Source organism: Rhodopseudomonas palustris HaA2 (genome assembly GCF_000013365.1).
In the GTDB taxonomy this organism is placed as follows: domain Bacteria; phylum Pseudomonadota; class Alphaproteobacteria; order Rhizobiales; family Xanthobacteraceae; genus Rhodopseudomonas; species Rhodopseudomonas palustris_J.
Genome location: NC_007778.1, coordinates 3948452 through 3965118, shown reverse-complemented (window position 1 = coordinate 3965118; position 16667 = coordinate 3948452). Strand labels below are relative to the sequence as shown.

The 16667-nt window shown below is 68.3% G+C and carries 15 protein-coding genes; 13 read left to right on the top strand and 2 right to left on the bottom strand.

From position 1 onward, the window contains the following. The first annotated feature begins 3 nt into the window (after window positions 1–3). The 12 genes from RPB_RS24905 (at window position 4) to RPB_RS17390 (ending at window position 13024) form a co-directional block, all read left to right on the top strand. Window positions 4–1839 carry a DUF2793 domain-containing protein gene (locus RPB_RS24905; protein ID WP_011442337.1) on the top strand — a complete coding sequence of 612 codons (1836 nt, stop codon included), beginning with the start codon at window positions 4–6 and terminating at the stop codon, window positions 1837–1839. A 165-nt stretch (window positions 1840–2004) separates the two neighbouring features. Continuing rightward, on the top strand, window positions 2005–2805 hold the full coding sequence (locus RPB_RS17440) for a glycoside hydrolase family 19 protein (RefSeq protein WP_011442336.1): 801 nt from the start codon (window positions 2005–2007) through the stop codon (window positions 2803–2805). A gap of 2 nt (window positions 2806–2807) precedes the next feature. After that, window positions 2808–3380 carry a 3TM-type holin gene (locus RPB_RS17435; protein ID WP_011442335.1) on the top strand — a complete coding sequence of 191 codons (573 nt, stop codon included), beginning with the start codon at window positions 2808–2810 and terminating at the stop codon, window positions 3378–3380. 109 nt (window positions 3381–3489) lie between these two features. Continuing rightward, window positions 3490–4179 (top strand): response regulator transcription factor, encoded by a 690-nt coding sequence (locus tag RPB_RS17430; RefSeq protein WP_041798317.1) that lies wholly within the window; start codon window positions 3490–3492, stop codon window positions 4177–4179. 37 nt (window positions 4180–4216) lie between these two features. Further along, window positions 4217–5611 carry a sensor histidine kinase gene (locus RPB_RS17425; protein ID WP_011442333.1) on the top strand — a complete coding sequence of 465 codons (1395 nt, stop codon included), beginning with the start codon at window positions 4217–4219 and terminating at the stop codon, window positions 5609–5611. Between the two features lie 104 nt (window positions 5612–5715). Then, window positions 5716–6222 (top strand): RT0821/Lpp0805 family surface protein, encoded by a 507-nt coding sequence (locus RPB_RS17420; RefSeq protein ID WP_011442332.1) that lies wholly within the window; start codon window positions 5716–5718, stop codon window positions 6220–6222. Window positions 6223–6438: 216 nt separating this feature from the next. Then, window positions 6439–7839, top strand: a complete 1401-nt coding sequence (locus RPB_RS17415; RefSeq protein ID WP_011442331.1) for a hypothetical protein — start codon at window positions 6439–6441, stop codon at window positions 7837–7839. Between the two features lie 157 nt (window positions 7840–7996). Further along, on the top strand, window positions 7997–9100 hold the full coding sequence (gene ccmI, locus RPB_RS17410; protein ID WP_011442330.1) for a c-type cytochrome biogenesis protein CcmI: 1104 nt from the start codon (window positions 7997–7999) through the stop codon (window positions 9098–9100). Window positions 9101–9211: 111 nt separating this feature from the next. Then, a complete protein-coding gene (gene ccmE / locus RPB_RS17405; RefSeq protein ID WP_011442329.1) occupies window positions 9212–9709 on the top strand; it encodes a cytochrome c maturation protein CcmE in 498 nt (165 codons plus the stop codon). Beyond that, on the top strand, window positions 9706–11688 hold the full coding sequence (locus tag RPB_RS17400) for a heme lyase CcmF/NrfE family subunit (RefSeq protein WP_011442328.1): 1983 nt from the start codon (window positions 9706–9708) through the stop codon (window positions 11686–11688). Before ccmE ends, RPB_RS17400 begins: the two co-directional genes overlap by 4 nt. Before the next feature lie 169 nt (window positions 11689–11857). After that, entirely contained in the window at window positions 11858–12319 is a 462-nt protein-coding gene (locus RPB_RS17395; RefSeq protein WP_198135122.1) for a cytochrome c-type biogenesis protein, read from the top strand. 216 nt (window positions 12320–12535) lie between these two features. Next, the gene (locus RPB_RS17390; RefSeq protein WP_011442326.1) at window positions 12536–13024 is read left to right on the top strand and encodes a hypothetical protein; all 489 of its coding nucleotides are present in this window, start codon (window positions 12536–12538) and stop codon (window positions 13022–13024) included. Between the two features lie 37 nt (window positions 13025–13061). Here RPB_RS17390 and RPB_RS17385 read toward each other — a convergent pair whose 3' ends face one another. Continuing rightward, complete coding sequence (locus tag RPB_RS17385; protein WP_011442325.1) at window positions 13062–13550, bottom strand: ferritin-like domain-containing protein; 489 nt, start codon at window positions 13548–13550, stop codon at window positions 13062–13064. 68 nt (window positions 13551–13618) lie between these two features. Beyond that, the gene (locus RPB_RS17380) at window positions 13619–14524 is read right to left on the bottom strand and encodes a ferritin family protein (RefSeq protein ID WP_011442324.1); all 906 of its coding nucleotides are present in this window, start codon (window positions 14522–14524) and stop codon (window positions 13619–13621) included. A 354-nt stretch (window positions 14525–14878) separates the two neighbouring features. Here RPB_RS17380 and RPB_RS17375 point away from each other — a divergent pair, with 354 nt between their 5' ends. Next, entirely contained in the window at window positions 14879–16465 is a 1587-nt protein-coding gene (locus RPB_RS17375) for a Do family serine endopeptidase (protein ID WP_011442323.1), read from the top strand. The last annotated feature ends 202 nt before the right edge of the window (window positions 16466–16667 follow it).

Here is a 16667-nt window from a genome sequence, read left to right as displayed (position 1 = left end):
GTCATGACCGCCACCGCCAATCTCGGGCTGCCCTTCATCGAGGCGAGCCAGGCGCAGAAGCACGTCACCCACAACGAGGCGCTGCGGATTCTCGACGCCGCGATCCAGATCGCGGTCGCCGATCGCGATCGCACGGCGCCGCCGCCGAGCCCGGCCGAGGGCGCGCGCCACATCGTCGCCGCCGGCGCGAGCGGCGCCTGGAGCGGGCAGGCGGATGCGGTCGCGACCTGGCAGGACGGCGCCTGGGCGTTCCTCGCGCCGAAACAGGGCTGGTGCGTGTGGTCGGTCGCCGACGATGGGCTGCTGGTGTTCGACGGCGCACAGTGGCGCGATCTGCAAATGTCGCTCGCCAACGCGCCGTCGCTCGGCGTCAATACCACGGCCGCCGCGCCGAACCTGCTCAGCGTCAAATCCGACGCCGCGTTGTTCGCCGCGATCGACCCGGCCGCCGGCGGCAGCGGCGACGTCCGTCTGCAATTGTCCAAGGACAGCGCCGCGAACACCGCCTCGGTGGTGTTCTCCAACGCCTATTCGGGCCGCGCCGAATTCGGCCTGGTCGGCTCCGATGCGTTCCGGCTGAAGATTTCCGCCGACGGCGCGAGCTTCGTCGACGCCCTGCTGATCGATCCCGTCAGCGGCAACGCGACGCTGCCGCGGGGCATCGCGCTCACCGGCGTGGTGGCGCCGCCGCCGCTGGGCAGCGATCAGGACGACTATGATGCCCCCGGGCTCGCGGCGGCGGCGGTGCTGCAGCTCTGGTCCGATGCCGCGCGACAGCTCTCCGGGCTGGCCGGCGGCGTCGAAGGCCGCGTCGTCACCGTGATCAATGTCGGCAGCCAGCCGATCACGCTGCTGGACGAGGCGGCGGCGTCGGCAGCGGCCAACCGCTTCGCACTCGGCGGGCCGCTGATCGTCGCCGGCAAGCAGGCCGCGATCCTGCGCTACGACGGCACCGCGGCGCGCTGGCGGCCGATCGCGGGCGGCAATTCCGGCGGCGTGATCCATTCCGGCCCGCAATCGCTGACCGCGGCGCAGCAGGACCAGGCGCTGGCCAATCTCGGCGGCGGCGACCTGTCGCTGCTGCGCGGCCACATCAGCGGCGCGGTGGTGTCGAACGATGCGACGAGCCCCGACACGGTGATCGCGGTTTCGGCCGGCGCGGCGGTGTCGGCCGACGCGACGACGCTGATGAAGATCGCCGCCGTCACCAAGAACGCCAACGCCGTCTGGACGGCCGGCACCGGCAACGGCGCGGCGGACGGCGCGGCGGGCTACACCGCGCTCGCCGCCTCGACCTGGTACTACGTCTTCCTGATCAAACGCCCGGACACCGGCGCGGTCGATGTGTTGACGTCGAAATCGCCGACATCGCCGACGCTGCCGGCCGGTTTCAGCAAGGCCCGGCTGATCGGCGCGTTCCGGACCAACGGCGCGTCGCAGATCATGGCGTTCCATGCCTTCGACGACGGCGACACCGTGATGTGGGACGCCGTGCCGGCGATCGACTACACCACCGCCAGCCTCGGCACCTCCTCGATCACGATCACGCTCGTCAATGTGCCGGCGATCGAGGTGCAGGTGATCGCCAACGTCTCGGCATTCAACAGCGCCAACACATCGTCGGTGTATTTGCGGCATCCGTCGGCGGCCGACATGACACCGACCGCCAATTCGGCGAGCCCGCTCGGCACCATCGTCTCACCCAACGGGCTGTTCGTCGGCCTCACCACCTTCGTGCGCGCCGACGCCTCGCGGCAGATCAAGGCGCGCGCCGTCGCCGTCGGCACCATTCTCAACATCGCGGTGCTGGGTTGGCGCTGGAACCGGCGCGGGCTTTGACGGACTGGTCAGGCCCTGGCGAAAGTCGAGATTTCAGTCGAAGCGCCGGCAGCTCGATCAGGCGCCATGAGATTGCCGTCGCGACTGTCGTCAGCCGACCTTTCCCGTCGCGTCAGTCGGCACAGCCCGGCCGGCGCCAATCCTTCATGTTCTTGGAGAGCGGATATGCCAAATCCCGATTCAACGGGCGCGATCGTGCGCCATCGCGTCGCGTCCGACTTCGGCGCGGCCTTGACGCGCCTGTGGCCCAACGGGGACCAGAAGATTGCCGGGTTGCGCGCCGGGATGATCGGCTCGGCCTCCGAGGTGTTCGCCCGCTACGGCATCGATACGCCGCTCCTGGTCGCGCATGTCATGGCGCAGATCAGCCACGAATGCGGGGCGGGGCGCGACATCGTCGAGAACCTGAACTACTCCGCGACGCGGATGATGCAGGTGTGGCCGTCGCGCTTCCGCACGCTGCAGAGTGCTGCGCCCTATGCGCACAATCCGCCGGTGCTCGCCGCCAAGGTCTATAACGGCCGGATGGGCAATGCCCCGGGGTCCGACGACGGTTGGAATTTCCGCGGCCGCGGCGCGTGTCAGACCACCGGACGAGAGGGCTATGCGCGGCTCGCCAGGGTGACCGGGCTCGATCTGGTCCGGCAGCCCGACCTCGTCAACGATCCTCGCCATTTCCTGCTGTGCGGCGTCGCCGATTTCGTCGCCTGCGGCTGTCTGCCGTTCGCCGCGGCCGACGACGTCACCGGCGTCACGCGCAGGCTCAACGGCGGCACCATCGGGCTGTCGCAGCGCAAGGCCTGGCTGGCGAAATGGAAAGCGGCGCTGGGCGAGGGCCCGATCGCGATGGCCGCATCGCCGCCGCTCGCGCCGGAGCTGCCGGTTGCGCCGACGCGGCCGCAGCCGACGCCATCGCGAGTTGCGCGTTTCATCGCCGTGCTGGCCGCGGCCTTCAAAAGGAGCTGACCATGGAGTGGAGCGATCTCGCCAAACAGGTGATCACGCTCGGCGCGCCGCTGCTCGGCAGCGCGCTGGGCGGCCCGCTCGGCGGTGCCGCGGGACAGATCCTGTCCGACGTGCTGGGCGCGCCGCAGCCGACGCCGGCCGCGGTGCAGGCCGTGCTGCCCGCCGCCGCTCCGGACCGGATCGCCGAAGCCGAAGCGCGCTGGGCCGAGGCGATCCGCGCCGAGGCCGAGACCCAGCGCACGGCGATCAGCGAGACCCAGGCCACGATCCGCGCCGAGATCGTCGCGAACGATCCGTTCCAGCGCTGGTGGCGGCCGGCCTATGCCTGGGAGCTGACGCTGGAATGCGCCGCGCTGTGGACGGTGCTGGTGCACGAATTCTGGACCGGCGACATCCAGACCATCAACGCGCTGATCGGCGCCACCGCGCTGTTGGCGACCTATTGGGCTTTCCGGTTCGGCGTGCTAGGCGTTTATGTCAGCGGCCGGACCCGCGAGAAGGTCTGCGCCGCCACCGGGCAGGACAGCCCCGGCGTCATCGACAGGCTGGTGAAGGCCGTCGTGAAGAAAAAGTAATGCGCAAGGCGGCCGCGAGGCGGCGTTGTTCATCGGTCATTCACGCCGCCGCCGCTCATCTTCTTCCCGCCGGTCACAACGCCCGTGCATCGAAACTGCGGAGTTCAAGGTGCGGCTGCTCGTCGTCGAAGATGATCCCGATCTCAACCGCCAGCTCACCACCGCGCTGACCGACGCCGGCTACGTCGTCGACCGCGCCTTCGACGGCGAGGAGGGGCACTTCCTCGGCGACACCGAGCCCTATGACGCGGTGGTGCTGGACATCGGCCTGCCGAAGATGGACGGCATCTCGGTGCTGGAAGCCTGGCGCCGCAACGCCCGCGCGATGCCGGTGCTGATCCTGACGGCGCGCGACCGCTGGAGCGACAAGGTGCAGGGCTTCGACGCCGGCGCCGACGACTACGTCGCCAAGCCGTTCCACCTCGAGGAAGTGCTGGCGCGGATCCGCGCGCTGCTGCGCCGCAGCGCCGGCCACGCCCAGTCCGAACTGACCTGTGGGCCGGTGGTGCTCGACACCCGCACCGGCCGCGTCAGCGTCCGCGGCCATCCGGTCAAGCTGACCTCGCACGAGTATCGGCTGCTGGCCTATCTGATGCACCATTCCGGCCGGGTGGTGTCGCGCACCGAACTGGTGGAGCATCTCTACGACCAGGATTTCGACCGCGACAGCAACACCATCGAGGTGTTCGTCGGCCGCATCCGCAAGAAGCTCGACGTCGACATCATCCAGACCGTGCGCGGCCTCGGCTATCTGCTGACGCCGCCGCCGGCCGACGCCCAGCTGGCGAACCGCACGTGAGCGAGCGGGCGAGGGCGTCGCTGCAGAAGCCGGGCTGATGCCGAGCCCGGCCGTCCCCGCGCCGCCGCGCCGCCGCACCACCTCGCTGGCCACCCGGCTGTTTCTGTCCGCCACCGCCTGGGTGGTGGTGATCCTGGCGATCACCGGCATCGTGCTGTCCTCGGTGTACCGCCAGGCCTCCGAGCGCGCGTTCGACCGGCGGCTCAATCTCTATCTGCGCACCATCATCGCCGAAGTCGCGACGCCCGACGCCGCACCGGAACAGTTCCAGTCGATCGGCGAGCCGCTGTTCGATCTGCCGCTGTCCGGCTGGTACTGGCAGATCGTCCGCACCGACACCGACAAGGTCGAGCCGCGCGCCTCGCGCTCGCTGTGGGACCGCAAGCTGCCGAGGCTCGCGGATCAGGGCGTCGAACTCGGCGCCTCCGGCGTTCGCCAGGGCTATGTCGAGGGGCCGGAGGGCCAGACGCTGCGCATGGTCGAGCGCCCGGTCGATCTCGGCGCCGACGGCAAATTCGTCGTCACGGTGGCCGGCGACGCCACCGAAATCTTCGAGGAAACAAGGACCTTCGACTACTATCTCGCAGGTACCTTCATCGCGCTGTCGATCGGGCTGGTGCTCACCACGATCTTCCAGGTGCGGTTCGGCCTGGCGCCGCTGAACCGCATCTCGCATTCGATCGCCGACATCCGCTCCGGTCGCGCCGAGCGGCTGGAGGGCCAATTTCCGGTCGAGATCGCGCCGCTGGCGCGCGAAACCAACGCGCTGATCGAGGCCAATCGCGAGATCGTCGAACGCGCCCGCACCCATGTCGGCAACCTCGCCCATGCGATCAAGACGCCGCTGTCGGTGCTGGTCAATGAGGCCGCGGCGCGCCCGGGCGATCCGCTCGCCGCCAAGGTGATGGAGCAGGCCGAGATCATGCGCAACCAGGTCGCGCATCATCTGGAGCGGGCGCGGATCGCCGCGCGGCTCACCGTGGTCGGCACCGTCACCGAGGTCGAACCGGTGATCGAGGCGCTGCGCCGCACGATGGAGAAGATCCACCGCGACCGGGCGATTCAGCTCCGCACCGAAATCGCCGGCGGCCTGAAGTTCCGCGGCGAGAGGCAGGACCTCGAGGAGATGGTCGGCAACCTGGTCGACAATGCCTGCAAATGGGCGGTCGGCCGGGTGCTGATCGCGGCCACCGCCGAACGCGGCCCGACGCCGCTGCTGCGGATCATCGTCGACGACGACGGCCGCGGCCTGTCGGCGGCGGAGCAGGCGCAGGTCGCCCGCCGCGGCCAGCGGCTCGACGAGAGCAAGCCGGGCTCGGGTCTGGGGCTGGCGATTGTCGTCGACCTGGCAGCGCTCTACGGCGGCGAATTGATTCTCGGCCACGCCCCGGCCGGCGGCCTGCGCGCGGAATTGCTGCTGCCTGCGGCATAACGAGCCGGCCGCTGCCACAGCGTCGCCCGAATTTGTCGCTCCGTTGCCTTGAGCGTTAGGGATTTCGGGGTAAGACGTTGGTGGGGAATGGATTGGGGACTGCAATGACGCCTGCGCGTGACATCGCCAGCGCTGCGAGACCGTCGGCGCGGTTGGCGAAGCCTTCGTCGGCGGCGCTGCTGCTGCTCGGCGCGCTGGCGCTGGCCGGCTGCGACCGCACCACCAACCTCGCGGCGCGAGTGGATTCCTTTGCCAGCAATGTGGCGCCCGATTTCGGCCGGAGCGGCGATGGCGCCGCCGCCGCGGTCGACAATGCGGCCATGGGCGGGCTGATCGGGCCGAAGATCGGTGCGCTGCTCAACGCGGAAGATCGCCGGCTGGCTTATGCGGCCGAACTCGAAGCGCTCGATCACGGCGAATCCGGCGCCCCGGTGCCGTGGAAGAACCCGTCCTCCGGCCGCTATGGCAACATCGTGCCGGGGCCGGCCTATGCCAAGCAGGGCGCGACCTGCCGCGGCTTCTCGCACAGCGTCACGGTCGGCCGCCAGCTCGAGATCGCCCGCGGCACCGCCTGCCGGACCAATGACGGGCCGTGGACAGCGGCGGGCTAGCGTTCGGGCGCGTCCGTCCTACTCCCGATCACCGATTGCCCAGTCTGCCCAATCTGTTGCGGCGCTGGGTTGCGGTTGATGTGGAACATCAATCCTGTTCGATGTCTGGCTGCCTCAACTCCTTCTTAACACCGCCGCTGTTTAACTCGTCAGACAGTGTCCCGGCGCGCATGTCGTGCGGCCGGCGCGACCGCAAGCGTGCAGATTTTCGGGCGCATGAGCCAGACACCGACCGAACGGCTGAGGGACTACCTCGCCCAGCTCCCGCCGCAGTCGCAGGCGTTGCTGATGCGCGAGTTCGAGCGCGCGCTGGAGCGCGGCGAAGAGGTCGCGGTGGCCAGCTTCGTGCTCGAGGAACTGCGCAAGATCGTCCGCGGCAACGGTGAAGACGAGGCCCCGCGCACCGACGATCCGGCGCGGCTGATGTTCCGCGTGCTGGAGCCGTTCCTGATCGACAACAGCCAGCAGCCGCGGCCGGGCCAGGTCCGCCGGGCGTCGCTGAGCTCGATCTGGCAATGGCTGGTGCGCGAAGCGATCCCGACCCAGGTCCGCGAATTCGAGGGCGGGCTGATCAACCTGCGCGGCGGCACCGCGGCGCAGATCGACGATCTCGTCCGCAAGCTGCAGCTCGCGGCGGCCGAGGCGATCGACAAGGTGATCAATCCGGAACAGGGCGTCGACCGGCAGCGCGCGATGTCGCGGGTCGGACCGCCCTCGACGGTCGAGGACCTACCCGGCGTCGGCGCCGTGCTCGCCAACCGCGAAGCGCTCGAAGCTTTCGACGGCAAGCTTTCGTCCAACCTGCGGACCTTCGGCGACTCGCAGGTGCATTCGATGATCGCCGCGCTCAACGTGCCGGCGCTGCAGACCCCGATCCTGCTGCCGTTCGCGCTGACGATGATCCTGCAGCATCTGACCCAGCCGTGGCAGATCGTCCGGCTGGCGCTCAAGGTGGCCGGCTCCGACGACGAGATCAGGGTCGCCGCCACCCCTTACGGCGTCGCCGTCACCATGGCGATCCACGACATCGCCCAGCTCACCGCCGATCTGCGCGACGAGCTCAAGCGCGGCCATTACAGCAACGTCGCCGAGAAGCTGAAGCTGGTCCATGACGGCGTTCGCGGCCTGCGCACCGAACTCGACATCCGCAGCGATTCGGCCTGGGGCAAGCGGCTCGCCGCGATCCGCGTCGACATTTCCAATGCGTTGAAATCCGAGATCGAGAGCGTCCCCGGCCGGGTGCGCCGGCTGCTGCGCCAGCGCCCCGACAAGGAGATCTCGGCCAACAGCCGGATCGATCAGATCGAGGTCGACGAGTCGGCGGCGCTGATCGATTTCGTCGCGGTGTGCCGCAACTACGCCAGCGAACTCGCGATCAACGAGATGACGCTGCGGACCTATTCCGAGCTGCAGCAATATGTCGAGAAGTCCACCGAATCGCTGGTGCAATCGCTGCGCGGCTGCGAACCGCGGGTGAAGCCGTTCCGGCACATGCAGGCGCTCGCCGCGATCCGGTTCTGCGAAGTGCTGTTCGGCCACGATTATGCGCAACTGATGCGCCGCGCGGCCGAGAGCGCGATGGTCGTGGTGGAGCGCAAGCCGGCGCGCGCTGGCTGACCGCGACACCTTGATTCATATCAAGATTTGAGCGCTGCGGTGCCGTATCCCGGTGTCGCAAATGTCAATTGCGCCGGCGGTCCGGCCATGGTGTAACCCGGCCGGATTTCGACCGCGTCGCAGCCGGCGTTTGCGCTCTCACCGGAACCCTCCTCGCATGGCCTTGTGGTTTGTGTTGGCGATCATGACGGCCGTCGCGGTGTTCGCCGTGCTGTGGCCGCTCGGTCGCGGCGTCCGCGCCGAGCGCGAGGGCAGCGAAGCCAATGTCTACAAGGACCAGCTTGCGGAGATCGACCGCGACGCCGCCATCGGTCTGATCGGCCCTGCCGAAGCCTCCGCCGCCCGCGTCGAAATCGGCCGGCGATTGCTGGCCAGCGCCGATCCCGAAACCGTGGCGCCGGTGACGACGCGCCGCGGGCCGCGGCGAGGGGTCGCGGTGTTCGCGCTGGTCGGACTGCCGGCGTTGGCGCTCGCGATCTATCTGCCGCTCGGCTCGCCGATGCAGGGCGACGATCCGCTGGCGAGCCGGACCAAGACCGCCGCCGCGTCGCAGCCGCTCGAAAATCTGGTGGCGCAGGTCGAGGCGCATCTCGAGAAGAATCCGACCGACGGCCGCGGCTGGACCGTGCTGGCGCCGGTGCTGGCCAAGCTCGGTCGGTTCGACGACGCCGCGCGCGCCTATCGAAATTCGCTGACCTATGCCGGCGAAACCGCGGACCGCCACGCCGATCTCGGCGAGGTGCTGTCGATGGCGGCGGGCGGGGTGGTCACCGCCGACGCCAAGTCGGCATTCGAGCGCGCGGTCAAGCTGAACGCCGACGAGGTCAAGGCGAGGTATTTCCTCGGCCTCGCCGCCGAGCAGGACGGCCGGCCGAAGGACGCCGCGGCGATGTGGCGCGCGATGCTGGAAAAGGCTCCCGCCGATGCGCCGTGGAAGCCGATGCTGCAGGCGCAGATCGCCCGGATCGAGGGTGCGCCGCTGCCGGCGCTGCCCGACGAGACGATCGCTTCGGCGCAAAACATGAGCGAGGCCGACCGCAGCGCGATGATCCGCGGCATGGTCGACAAGCTCGCAGCCCGGCTGCAGCAGAACGGCGACGACGTCGAGGGATGGCTGCGGCTGGTGCGTGCCTATATGGTGCTGGGCGACGGCGACAAGGTGAAGCAGGCGCAGGCGCAGGCACGGCAGGCGGTGGCGGGCAATGCCGAGCGGCTCAAGCAGCTCAATGACGGGCTGAAGACTCTGGGGCTCGACGGATGAGGATGCGGCCGGAGCGCGTGCGGTTTTCCGACATAATGGTCCGGCAATTGTCGCGCACGAGCGAGACGCAACGATCTGGCGCCAATCAGGACGCCGGCACGAGGGTTGGCCATGACGCGTAAGCAGCGGCGGTTGATGATGATCGGTGGCGCCGGCGTGGTGCTCGTGGTCGCAGTGGGACTGGTGCTGAACGCGATGCGCGGCTCGATCGTGTTCTTCTCGACGCCGAAGATGGTGCACGAGCAGAACATCGAGGCCGGAAAGCGGTTCCGGCTCGGCGGCGTGGTCGAGCCCGGCTCGCTCACGCGCGGCGATCAGCTCGCGGTGGCGTTCAAGGTTTCGGACGGCGACGCCACCGTGCCGGTGGCGTTCAAGGGCATTCTGCCGGACCTGTTCCGCGAGGGGCAGGGCGTGATCGCCGAGGGCGCGCTCGACACCGCCGGCGTGTTCAAGGCCGACACCGTGCTCGCCAAGCACGACGAGACCTACATGCCCAAGGACGTGGCCGACGCGCTGAAGAAGCAGGGCCACTGGAAGGACGATTACGAGAAGAAGCCGCCCGGGCCCGGTGCGGCGGCCTCCGCCGACGCCATGAGGCCGGCGCGATGATCGCCGAGGCCGGCCACTACGCGCTGGTGCTGGCGCTGGCGCTGGCGCTGATCCAGTCGACGGTGCCGATCCTCGGCGCGCGGCTGGGCGACGGCGGGCTGATGAACGTCGCGCGCTCGGCGGCGCTGGCGCAATTCGTCTTCGTCGCCGTCTCGTTCGGCGCGCTGGTCTGGCTCAACGTCACCTCCGACTTCTCGGTCGTCAACGTCTACGAGAATTCGCATTCGGCCAAGCCGCTGCTCTACAAGATCACCGGCGTGTGGGGGAACCACGAAGGTTCGATGCTGCTGTGGGTGGCGATCCTGGCGCTGTTCGGCGGCATGGTCGCAGCGTTCGGCAACAACCTGCCGCTGTCGCTGCGCGCCCACGTGCTAGCGGTGCAGGCCTGGGTGGCGAGCGCGTTCTATCTGTTCATCCTGATCACCTCGAACCCGTTCCTGCGGATTCCCAATCCGCCGCTCGAGGGTCGCGACCTCAATCCGGTACTGCAGGACATCGGCCTCGCGGTGCATCCGCCGCTGCTGTATCTCGGCTATGTCGGCTTCTCGATCTCGTTCTCCTTCGCCGCCGCGGCGCTGATCGAGGGGCGGCTCGACGCGGCCTGGGCGCGCTGGGTGCGGCCGTGGACGCTGATGGCGTGGATCTTCCTGACGCTGGGCATCGCGATGGGCTCGTACTGGGCCTATTACGAACTCGGCTGGGGCGGCTGGTGGTTCTGGGACCCGGTCGAGAACGCCTCGCTGATGCCGTGGCTCGCCGGCACCGCGCTGCTGCATTCGGCGCTGGTGATGGAGAAGCGCAACGCGCTGAAGGTCTGGACCATCCTGCTGTCGATCCTGACCTTCTCGCTGTCGCTGCTCGGCACCTTCCTGGTGCGCTCAGGCGTCTTGACCTCGGTGCACACCTTCGCCACCGATCCGTCGCGCGGCGTGTTCATCCTGATGATCCTGTGCATCTTCATCGGCGGCAGCCTGGCGCTGTTTGCCTGGCGCGCCTCGGCGCTGAAGCAGGGCGGGCTGTTCGCGCCGATCTCGCGCGAGGGCGCGCTGGTGCTGAACAATCTGTTTCTCACCACCGCCTGCGCCACGGTGTTCGTCGGCACGCTGTATCCGCTGGCGCTGGAAGTTCTCACCGGCGACAAGATCTCGGTCGGCGCGCCGTTCTTCAATCTCACCTTCGGTCCGCTGATGGTGCCGCTGATGCTGGCGATGCCGTTCGGCCCGCTGCTGGCGTGGAAGCGCGGCGATCTGCTCGGTGCCGCCCAGCGGCTGATCGCCGCCGGCGTCGTCGCGCTGCTCGCGGTCGCCCTGGTCTGGGCCTGGACGTTCGGCGGCCCGGTGCTGGCGCCGCTGGCGATCGGGCTCGCGGTGTTCGTGATTGCCGGCGCGCTCGCCGACATCGTCGAGCGCATCGGCCTGCTGCGCAATCCGTTGTCGATTGCGGCGCGCCGCGCCCGAGGGCTGCCGCGCTCGGCGTGGGGCACGCTGTTCGCTCATGCCGGCATCGGCGTGGCGCTGATCGGCATCGTCTGCGAGACCACCTGGAACAGCGAGCACATCGCCGCGATGAAGGAGGGCGAGTCCGCCAAGCTCGCCGGCTACGAACTCAAATTCGACGGCGCGATTCAGCGCCAGGGCCCGAACTATCGCGAGTTGCAGACGCATTTCTCGGTCAGCGAGAACGGCCGGCCGATCGGCGCGATGACGCCGTCGAAGCGCAGCTTCACCACCCGCAACACGTCGACCACCGAGGCTGCGCTGCTGACCCGCGGCGTCAGCCAGCTCTACATCTCGCTCGGCGACATCGACGCCGCCGGCGCGGTGACGGTGCGGATCTATCACAAGCCCTTGGTGCTGCTGATCTGGATCGGTCCGCTGCTGATGGCGTTCGGCGGCCTGTTGTCACTGTCGGATCGGCGGCTGCGCGTCGGCGCGCCGAAGCCGGCCAAGCCGCAGCGCTTGCTGCAGCCGGCGGAGTAACAAAGGCCTCATCCTGAGGAGCCCGGCGCAGCTCGTCAGAGCGAAGACGGGCGTCTCGAAGGATGTGCCACAACAACTGATCCTTCGAGACGCATCCTGCGGATGCTCCTCAGGATGACGGGAGCGTACGGTGCGAAAGCTCGCGACAATCATATGCCTCGCCATCACGATGCTGGCCGTCGCCATCCCGCTGGCGCACGCCGTGCAGCCCGACGAGGTGATGACCGATCCGGCGCAGGAGGCGCGGGCGCGGGAATTGTCGCGCGAACTGCGCTGCATGGTCTGTCAGAACCAGTCGATCGACGATTCCGATGCGACGCTCGCCAAGGATCTGCGGCTGCTGGTGCGCGAGCGGATCGCGGCCGGCGACAGCAACAATCAGGTGCTGGACTATCTGGTCGCGCGCTACGGCGAGTTCGTGCTGCTGAAGCCGCGGTTCGAAAGCCACACGCTGGTGCTGTGGCTGGTGACGCCGCTGGTGCTGTTCGGCGGCGGGCTGGCGCTGTGGCTGCACGTCCGCCGCCGCGCCCGCGGCGCGGCCCGTGAGCTGGAGACGACGCAACCGCTCAGCGCCGAGGAGCAGGCGCGGCTCGATCGGCTGATGGCGGAGGGGCCGGATCGGTCGGCGTAGCGTCATGCGCCGCGGCCGGCGGCGAAGGGTGGACGCCCGTCGGCGTGATGCAGCGCACGTCCCGCAACAGCTTCGTTGCGCTGGTCCTGGTCGGTCTGGCGCCGTCTGCACACCGACATCGAGGGGCGACGGAAGTACTATTCCGGCGGCACTGACGAGACAGGTAACACTTGCATCGTGACGGCTTCACGGCGTCTGCCGGGTCAGGAGAATACGATGCAGCATCTGTTGGCGAGTGCAGGGGCCGCGGTCGCGGCGTGGTTTGCCGTTTACTTCATTGGAAAGCCAGTCGTCGCGCTGCAGGACAGGCGGCTCGAGGCTCTGCAGACCGCCGAGCGCTACTATGCTGTCGACATCCGGGCGAGCGAAGAGGTGCGGGACGCCGCCGAGAAAGCCCTGTTCGAGGCCGGCCTCTCGCTTCGCACGCTGCAACGGGGGTGGTCGACCGCCGTCAGGCTGTGGTGCTGGGTCTGGGGATATGATCTGGACCTCGCCGCCCAGGCCCTGTTCGGGCTCGCCGAAGGCCCGCGCGGCAAGATCGCCATTGCTCCGGAAATCCGGAAGAACACGCTCGACGCGCTCTACGTTGCGCTGGGCGCACACAAGCATCTCTCGGCGGAAGCCGTTCAGGCGATCAGGCGGATGATTGCGCAGACGCAAGCGGCCGCGCGCGAGACCAGCAGCGCGAGCGGCCCGGCGTCGTAGTCGGACCAGCCGAAAGGCGTCGTCGAGGGATGCCCCCTCAGAACGGCGTGATCTCCATCGGCAGCGGTTTGCCGGCCTTGTGCAGGGCGATCCAGCGGTGCAGCTCGGCGACGTGGCCGCTTTCCTCGGCGACGAACTCTTTCGCCAGCGCCCGGATCTCCGGATTGTCGGTGGTGTCGAGCACGTTCTTGTACCAATCAAAGGCGCCGGTCTCGGCTTCCAGCGCGATTTCCAGCGCCAGGTCGCGGCCGATGAACGGGTCGGTGCCCCAGATCGCCGCGGTCTCCGGGCTTTCGTCGCCGGGCCATTTGAAATCGACGGTCTCCATCTCGGGAATCTCGCGGAAGCCGGCACGGGCCTGGGCATCGGCCTGGTGCATGCGCGAGTAGTCGGCGAGCTGCCGGAACAGCTTGGAGACTTCCTTGTTGCCGCAGCTGTCCATCGCGTCTGCGAGCTGACCGAAGCGCAGAGCCGCTTCCTGTTCGAGGCGGATCGAGTGCGCCAGAAACTCTTCGACCGTTTCCATCTGAATATCCTTCGCTGTTCGGCTGCCGCCGGGTCGACGGCAGCCGTCTCCGATGTCGGATGTCGTCGTCAGGCGTTTTCAGCCGTCTTGGCGTGCTTGAGCGCCCATTCTTCCTGGGTGATCCAGGCTTCGAGGATGCGGACGTGCTCGGCTTCCTCACCGACGAATTCCTTCGCCGCGGCCGCGACCTCGGGCGACTTGGTGGTCGCTTCGATCGCACGGTAGAATTCGTAGCCGCGACGTTCGCCCTGCAGCGCCGCCTTGAGGCCGCCGAGCCGCGTCATCGAGGTGTCGGAAGCCCACACCGCCGCGCGTTCCGGCGTGGCGTGATCGGGCCAGGCGTAGTCCGGCGGCACCGACTTGCTGACATCGATGCTGCCGGCGCGCGCCTTCACCTCGGCGAGGTGCATGCGCGAGAATTCGGCGAGCTGCGCGAACAGCTTCGCGACCGACTCGTTACCGGCCTCGGCCATCGCCTTGGCGAGTTCGTCGTAGTGCAGGGCGGCGTCTTCCTCGAGCTTGGCGGCGTAGCTGAAGAACTCCGGCAGCGTCGAAATCTCGAGGCCACCCTTGAAGCGCGCGGCGGCGTGAGTCACCGCGAGCTTCTGCGGCAGGGTCTTGTCGCCCTCGAACCGCACCATGATGTCCTCGTTGCGCACGAAGCACTGGCAGGCGAGGCGATAGCGCGGCGGAACGTCGTTGACTTCGGCGTTGGCGATTTCGTCCTTGGTGATCTTGCCGAGCTGGCGCAGGACTTCCTTTTCCTTCTCGGTCAGCGCGACTGCTGACTTGGCCTTCGGATTGAAGTGCTCGACCTGCACCAGGCAGGAACCGCATTCGCCGTCCTGGCAGTCGAACGGGATCGGAATCTTGTGTGCCTTGGCGACGGCCAGAATGGTGCCGCGATCGCCGGCGACGGCGTAGACGGTGACATCCTTCGCCATCACGGGCGAAGAGAAAGTAATGTTAGCCAAGGCGCTCTCCTGTTAGCTGGTTCGGGACCGACGCCGTGCCTCACGCGCGTCCTTGATGCCGCCTTGGCAAAAACCAGGCCACTGAAGATCAGTCGATATTTCAGTTAGTTGCGCAAAATCGCGCAGCGCTACGCGTGTCGTCGGCAGATCGGATTCCCGACACAAATGTCCGAGTGTTGACAAACCACGCGCGGATCGCGGGGCGCGATCGCGACCTTGCGTCGCGGCGGAATACCGCCAAGTTACAAAAGTTTAATGCCTCATCCAGCGCGCCGTAAGGCGGCAGCCCCCATCTTCAGGCCATCCGGTGCGATCGTCCGCACCCCTGACATTCGATGGTTCTGGAGACCCTGTATGACCGACCGTTCTTCCGATCTCACCTCGCAGCCGACCAGCCCGGTGCGCCGTTCGCTGTTCTCGGCGCGCAAATTCGCGCTGATGGCGTCGGTGGTGGCCGGCCTCGGCGCGGGCGCGTTCGGCCTGTCGCAGGTCCCGGCGTCGGGCGATCTGTTCAGCACGGCGGCGCAGGCGCAGGTCGGCAACGAGGTCCACAAGGCGCAGCAGCCCGTCGGCTTCGCCGACATCGTCGAGAAGGTGAAGCCCTCGGTGATCTCGGTGAAGGTCAACATCGCCGAAAAAGTTGCGAAGACCGACGAGCGCAGCGAGCGCAGCGAAGAATCGCCGTTCGCGCCCGGCTCGCCGATGGAGCGCTTCTTCCGCCGCTTCGGCGGTGAAATGCCGCCCGGCATGCGCGGCCATCGCGGCGGCGGCATGATGACGGGGCAGGGCTCGGGCTTCTTCATCACCGCCGACGGCTACGCCGTCACCAACAATCACGTCGTCGACGGCGCCGACAAGGTCGAAGTCACCACCGACGACGGCAAGACCTACAAGGCCAAGGTGATCGGCACCGACCAGCGCACCGATCTGGCGCTGATCAAAGCCGAAGGCCGCACCGACTTCCCGTTCGCCAAGCTGTCCGAAGGCAAGCCGCGGATCGGCGACTGGGTGCTCGCGGTCGGCAATCCGTTCGGCCTCGGCGGCACCGTCACCGCCGGCATCGTCTCGGCCTCCGGCCGCGACCTCGGCAACGGTCCGTATGACGATTTCATCCAGATCGACGCGCCGGTGAACAAAGGCAATTCCGGCGGTCCGGCGTTCGACGTCAATGGCGAAGTGATGGGTGTCAACACGGCGATCTACTCGCCGTCGGGCGGCAGCGTCGGCATCGCGTTCTCGATCCCGGCCTCGACCGTCAAGGCGGTGGTGCAGCAGCTCAAGGACAAGGGCTCCGTCAGCCGTGGCTGGATCGGCGTCCAGATCCAGCCGGTGACGCCGGAGATCGCCGACAGCCTCGGGCTGAAGAAGCCGGACGGCGCGTTGGTGGCCGAGCCGCAGCCCAACGGCCCGGCCGCCAAGGCCGGCATCGAATCCGGCGACGTCATCACCGCGGTCAACGGCGCGCCGGTGAAGGACGCGCGCGAGCTCGCCCGCACCATCGGCGGCTTCGCGCCGGGCAATACGGTGAAGCTCACCGTGTTCCACAAGGGCGCGGATCGGGAACTCAGCCTGACGCTCGGCCAATTGCCGAACCAGGTCGAGGCCAAGGCCAATCTCGACGGCGACAACGGTCGCCAATCCAGCCGCGGCACCGAAGTGCCGAGGCTCGGCCTGACGGTCGCGCCGGCCAGTTCGGTCGCCGGTGCCGGCAAGGATGGCGTGGTGGTCACCGACGTCGATCCGAAGAGCGCCGCAGCCGATCGCGGCTTCAAGGAAGGCGACGTGATCCTCGAGGTCGCGGGCAAGAACGTGGCGAGCCCGGGTGACGTCCGCGACGCCATCAACACCGCCAAGAACGACAACAAGAACAGCGTGCTGATCCGGGTCCGCTCGGGTGGTTCGTCACGTTTCGTCGCGGTGCCGATCTCGGCCAAGGGCTGATCGGCCACCTGACGCCAAGTTGGAGAGTGTCGCCGGCAATGTCGCCCCCGCTGACGGCGCTTTCCGGGGGACGGGTGAACAGCTCGTCCCCACCTTCTACCTTCCGGCCGGAGTAAGCCCCCCTCCGTCGGAAGGACCAGGCGGGCGGTGGAGTTCCCCCAGCTCCATCGCCCGCTTCCATGTCCGGCGGGCGTGTCGTGCC

Coding starts and splice junctions, on each gene's coding strand:
- RPB_RS17395 (WP_198135122.1), top strand. CDS start 11,858: ATGCTGGCCGTCGCCATCCCGCTGGCGCACGCCGTGCAGCCCGACGAG.
- RPB_RS17415 (WP_011442331.1), top strand. CDS start 6,439: ATGAGCCAGACACCGACCGAACGGCTGAGGGACTACCTCGCCCAGCTC.
- RPB_RS17385 (WP_011442325.1), bottom strand. CDS start 13,550: ATGGAAACGGTCGAAGAGTTTCTGGCGCACTCGATCCGCCTCGAACAG.
- ccmE (WP_011442329.1), top strand. CDS start 9,212: ATGACGCGTAAGCAGCGGCGGTTGATGATGATCGGTGGCGCCGGCGTG.
- RPB_RS17420 (WP_011442332.1), top strand. CDS start 5,716: ATGACGCCTGCGCGTGACATCGCCAGCGCTGCGAGACCGTCGGCGCGG.
- ccmI (WP_011442330.1), top strand. CDS start 7,997: ATGGCCTTGTGGTTTGTGTTGGCGATCATGACGGCCGTCGCGGTGTTC.
- RPB_RS17390 (WP_011442326.1), top strand. CDS start 12,536: ATGCAGCATCTGTTGGCGAGTGCAGGGGCCGCGGTCGCGGCGTGGTTT.
- RPB_RS17400 (WP_011442328.1), top strand. CDS start 9,706: ATGATCGCCGAGGCCGGCCACTACGCGCTGGTGCTGGCGCTGGCGCTG.
- RPB_RS24905 (WP_011442337.1), top strand. CDS start 4: ATGACCGCCACCGCCAATCTCGGGCTGCCCTTCATCGAGGCGAGCCAG.
- RPB_RS17425 (WP_011442333.1), top strand. CDS start 4,217: ATGCCGAGCCCGGCCGTCCCCGCGCCGCCGCGCCGCCGCACCACCTCG.
- RPB_RS17435 (WP_011442335.1), top strand. CDS start 2,808: ATGGAGTGGAGCGATCTCGCCAAACAGGTGATCACGCTCGGCGCGCCG.
- RPB_RS17440 (WP_011442336.1), top strand. CDS start 2,005: ATGCCAAATCCCGATTCAACGGGCGCGATCGTGCGCCATCGCGTCGCG.
- RPB_RS17375 (WP_011442323.1), top strand. CDS start 14,879: ATGACCGACCGTTCTTCCGATCTCACCTCGCAGCCGACCAGCCCGGTG.